The sequence below is a fragment of the Acinetobacter sp. YH16038 genome (genome assembly GCF_013417275.1).
GTDB lineage: Bacteria > Pseudomonadota > Gammaproteobacteria > Pseudomonadales > Moraxellaceae > Acinetobacter.
Map to the genome: position 1 here is coordinate 1 of NZ_VPEG01000085.1, position 4,283 is coordinate 4,283.

Consider the following 4,283-nt stretch of genomic DNA (forward strand, 5'->3'; position numbering starts at 1 on the left):
GCGCGGTTTTAGAAGGAGTTGTAATTTTTCAAAAAAGATTGAAAACCATTTTAAAGCTTTCGACTTAACCTTTTTTTACATCAATAATGGCTTCATTTAATGTCAGCATACTTTTTGAAACACCACCAGATTTTTTATTTTCATTACTTCTTTTATTTAACATTTCTTGTCCTAAATCTTTCCAAATTTGCCACTTCATATCATTTGGATCAATTTCAGCAGTTTTTATAAGTACTCCAAGCAATTCAGCAGGATCACGCTGATCTAGCTTAGCAATCTCAAAAAGTGCGCCTAATTGGATAAGGTGGCGTGTACGAGCTTTACGTTCAGCTTCCTTTTCTGCATTCAATAATTTTCTAACAGCAACTTTTTGCTTATTTGCTCGATCTATGGCTTTTTCAGCTTTGATCAAGGCATTAATTTTTTTCTCTTGGTCAGATGTTCTGTACTGAATTTTGGCTAATTCAAGTAAAAGTTTTTGTGCATCACTAGGGTTCTTTAAAGCAGAAATATAGGTGATTTTTTCAGACAGCCAATCATTATTCATATTCAATTCCATTAATTCAGATACCGCAAAAGTACAGGCTTAATTCTCAAAGAACGATAACAAAATAATTACGTCAAATGTACGCAATTTTGTTAAAGTCGTTCTAGAGATTGTTGCCTGCACTTCCATCAAAAATTTGATGGCGCGCTTAGACGTTTCTCAATTTCATTGAGAAACCTAAGCACGTTAGGGACTTCATCCCTAAAACCCTGAAACTTATTTTTTTCGTTCAATTGAAAATTGAATGAAAAAAATAAGTACCAAAGCTAGGAGCAACAGCATGCAACTAAAACAGGTATTGGGAAAAATCAAAGATATTACTTTTGGCGTGATCGCAGCACCGCTAATCATCATCATTATGATGTGGGCTTCGATACTTGATCAAAGAGCGTTTAAGAAAGAGCGCAACCGAAAAAAGGAACAGGATAAAACCTAATGGCGATTGCTCGTTTAAGTGTCAAAGTCGGTAAGGCAGGTAAAGCAGCACCGCATGCCGAATATATTGATAGGGATGAAGAAAAGAAGCTGAAACAGGAACAGGCAGAAACTGATCTTGAACATAGTGCTTATGGAAACATGCCGAAATGGGCTGAACATAATCCGATTACCTTTTGGCAGGCAGCCGACCTTTACGAGCGTAAAAATGGCAGTACCTATCGAGAATATGAAATTGCCCTGCCTAGAGAGATGAATGCCGAGCAACGCCTAGAACTGGTTGAGGACTTCATTCAGTCTGAGATCGGCTCAAAATATCCGTATCAATTTGCGATTCATAACCCTAAAGCAATGGACGGCAAGGATCAGCCTCACGTTCACCTCATGTTTAATGAACGTCTGCAAGATGGAATCGAACGAGATCCAGAGCAATATTTCAAACGCTATAACGCCAAGAATCCTGAACGTGGCGGAGCTAAAAAAGACAATACGGGCAAGGGTTACCAGGAACGAAAAACTGATATTAAAGACCTACGCCAAAGATGGGCTGATTTATGCAACAGCCATTTAGAAAAACACCAAATTGACAGTCGTATTGATATGCGAAGCTACAAAGAGCAAGGCATAGAGAAAGAACCCGAAAAGAAACTATTACCAAGCCAAGCTAAAGACCCTGAAATCAGGGAAGCCTTGCAACAGTCACGTATAGCCTATAAAGAGCTTGAGCAACTAGATTTAGGCGACCCTAAAAAAGACCTGAAAGACCTCAAAAACAGCCCAATTTCAGATAAAGAAATTAAACAGGGTATTGAGAGCTTTAAGGCTGATTTTGACAGCTTTAAACAGCTTGCTTTGGAACAGTACAAACAGCAGCAGAAATTAGAAAGAGAGCAACAGAAAACAATGAAGTTTAGAGGGATGAGCCGATGACACCTGATGAAAAAAAGCTATATGCACTGATGGCAGTTGCAGAACAACAGCAGAACCTAGTCAATCAGGCCGTTAAAGAGCTTCAAATCACGAAAGAACACATTCAAAGCACTATTGCTGGGCAAACCCACCACACTATATCAAAAGCGGTAAATGAGGGCTTACAGGACGGTACAGCAGAACTTATTAAGACCGCTAAAGCGCTTGGACGCTTGAAAAACTCGATTGAATCAGCCAATGATCAATTTTCATGGAAGTTAATCACCACTTTCTTAGGTGTTTTTTCAGTTCTCATACTGACTATGACGTGGCTATTTGCATCTTATATTAAGCCTTTAGAGAATATTCCAAAGATCGAGAGTTTAAGGCAGCAAGGTATTCAGTTTGATATTCAAAGTTGTGCCGTTGGAGAAGAGTCCAAGCCCTGCGTCCGAGTGATGAAAGAGCAGTGTGGCTATGGGAAGCATGGGGATTTATGCGTTATTGACCCCAAATAGCTGAATCTGAAAATGAAGGCTCTAAGCACTCATTTATAATTTTTATTATGTTTAAAATTAGTGGAAGTTAAGGAAATTATTATGTTAAAGCAATCAAGTTTAGAAAGAACAGAGTTTAAGGAAGAAGAACTTGCGCCCATTAAAAAGCTTGATTTGAATGATTTGAAAGTTCCTATGCCTAAAAACCTTGATCAGTTACTGATTTGGACATCCGAACTGGCTCAATATAATTATGCTCAATTCCTTAACCAATCCGAACAGCTAAAACTTGTTGATGAAGACAACCTGGAAGAACAGGCGGAAATCAGTCAGAAGCTTAGGTTCTATAGAGGTAATGCGCTTATAGAAAACCAAATCAAAGATTTCTATTTGAAAAAGTTACTTGATCAAGGAGAGGCAACAGTCAAAGGTTATATTAAAAGTCCGACTAAGAAAAATACCCGATATGCTGTAATTTCTTATCATGACTATGATTTTGTAAGCTTTGCTACTCCAGAGATTCTTAATAAATTTCCAGCCGATCTCATCAATTTCGTGCAAAAGGAAACACCTAAGACATTAGCGGACATATATCCTGAAGAAGCCGTGTTCTTATCAGCTATCAAAAAATTTATAAAACCTTTTAAGGAACAGTATAAAAAATTGGCTGATAAGAACAGGGAAATTAAGGAGCACAATACAGTTGCTCATAAAATTTATATAAAAATTAAAAATAAGGAAGCAACTCTGCAAAAGCCAACAGAGTCAAAGCCTAAAGAATCTAATCCAAAGACTACTGAAAATAGTGCTGTCCCAGTAGAGATGAAGCAGGGAACCATTCAGAAAAATATGGCTCCACAAGAAAAGCCACTTACTGTGATTAAGAAGCGAAAATTTGCTTTAAACAAGAATAAGTAACTTGTAATGTAAAATTCTAAACAAAAACCCCTCTAAGTCTTGCAACTTAGAGGGGTTTTCAAGTAAATTCAGCGGTACGCAGTTATTTGATGGAACTAACATCAAGTAACGAAGATCATAAGGTTTGGCGACCGTTATGATTTCACCAAAAGGCTTGTACCTGAACTCTATTTTCACAATAAACAGTGTTTATATCAAGCCTCAAAATGATAAGTCTTCGTTAATTCGTGTTTTAAACCATCAAATAAGCATCCTAGATCGAGCTTTGCCCGCTTCTGCGTGTCCGTTTTACGGTCGGCATGCAGTACGTGTGGTAGGAATAAGTGTCACTGGCGTATTGTAGCTATAGTCGAAAGGCTAAACCGCTTACAGGGGAACTTCACATAGGCGGAGCGTTAGGAGTAGTTACATAGGACTTGTTAAGTTGTACGTTGGGGAAACCCTCGCAGAGATACAGGCAATGTAACGACAGGGAGCGCGTGGAGCGAGGTGCAAGACTTTGAGTCCTTGTCTGCATAGTCAGCAAAGCTATGTGCGGATACGACCGATATACGTGGCTCCGAAGCCAAATATATACAGGTAAATCGGCAATACTTAGGGGATATGTCATTTTTTCAAATGGCTGCCCTTAGGGTGAGTATTGCCGAAACTCTCTCAACCGTTTCCAAAGCCAAAGCACGAAGTGCGACGCTTTGGAGGCGAGTTGAGAAGTTGAGAGCACTTGCTTTTAGCTTTTATTGTGTTTAGTAGTCGAGGTAGTTGTTTTTACTTTTCTGCTTAGGCTATTCAGTTGAATGTTAAGAGAAGTCGTAACGCTAAGCCTATTAACACGATACCCATAAAAATTTCGGGTGGTGTTTCAAAAAGTATGCTGACATTAAATGAAGCCATTATTGATGTAAAAAAAGGTTAAGTCGAAAGCTTTAAAATGGTTTTCAATCTTTTTTGAAAAATTACAACTCCTTCTAAAACCGCGC

Annotated in this window: 5 protein-coding genes and 2 pseudogenes; 5 read left to right on the top strand and 2 right to left on the bottom strand. The window is 38.4% G+C overall.

The annotated features are described in order from the left end of the window. A pseudogene (locus FTV34_RS16535) lies at window positions 1-100 on the top strand (IS1 family transposase); the annotation flags it as partial. Here the strand turns inward: FTV34_RS16535 and FTV34_RS16540 are convergent. Beyond that, entirely contained in the window at window positions 65-547 is a 483-nt protein-coding gene (locus tag FTV34_RS16540) for a conjugal transfer protein TraD (protein ID WP_257223315.1), read from the bottom strand. The pseudogene FTV34_RS16535 and the gene FTV34_RS16540 sit on opposite strands and share 36 nt — an antisense overlap. A 280-nt stretch (window positions 548-827) precedes the next feature. Between FTV34_RS16540 and FTV34_RS16545 the strand changes: the two genes are divergently transcribed. From FTV34_RS16545 to FTV34_RS16560, 4 genes are all read left to right on the top strand, one after another. Beyond that, on the top strand, window positions 828-983 hold the full coding sequence (locus tag FTV34_RS16545) for a hypothetical protein (RefSeq protein WP_004812002.1): 156 nt from the start codon (window positions 828-830) through the stop codon (window positions 981-983). Beyond that, window positions 983-1,912 carry a MobA/MobL family protein gene (locus FTV34_RS16550; RefSeq protein ID WP_004282296.1) on the top strand — a complete coding sequence of 310 codons (930 nt, stop codon included), beginning with the start codon at window positions 983-985 and terminating at the stop codon, window positions 1,910-1,912. The genes FTV34_RS16545 and FTV34_RS16550 overlap by 1 nt, the downstream gene beginning before the upstream one ends. Further along, window positions 1,909-2,409 carry a hypothetical protein gene (locus tag FTV34_RS16555; protein ID WP_004282297.1) on the top strand — a complete coding sequence of 167 codons (501 nt, stop codon included), beginning with the start codon at window positions 1,909-1,911 and terminating at the stop codon, window positions 2,407-2,409. The genes FTV34_RS16550 and FTV34_RS16555 overlap by 4 nt, the downstream gene beginning before the upstream one ends. Window positions 2,410-2,490: 81 nt before the next feature. Further along, window positions 2,491-3,306 carry a hypothetical protein gene (locus tag FTV34_RS16560; protein ID WP_005268593.1) on the top strand — a complete coding sequence of 272 codons (816 nt, stop codon included), beginning with the start codon at window positions 2,491-2,493 and terminating at the stop codon, window positions 3,304-3,306. Between the two features lie 877 nt (window positions 3,307-4,183). Here the strand turns inward: FTV34_RS16560 and FTV34_RS16565 are convergent. Beyond that, window positions 4,184-4,283: pseudogene (locus FTV34_RS16565) on the bottom strand (IS1 family transposase); the annotation flags it as partial.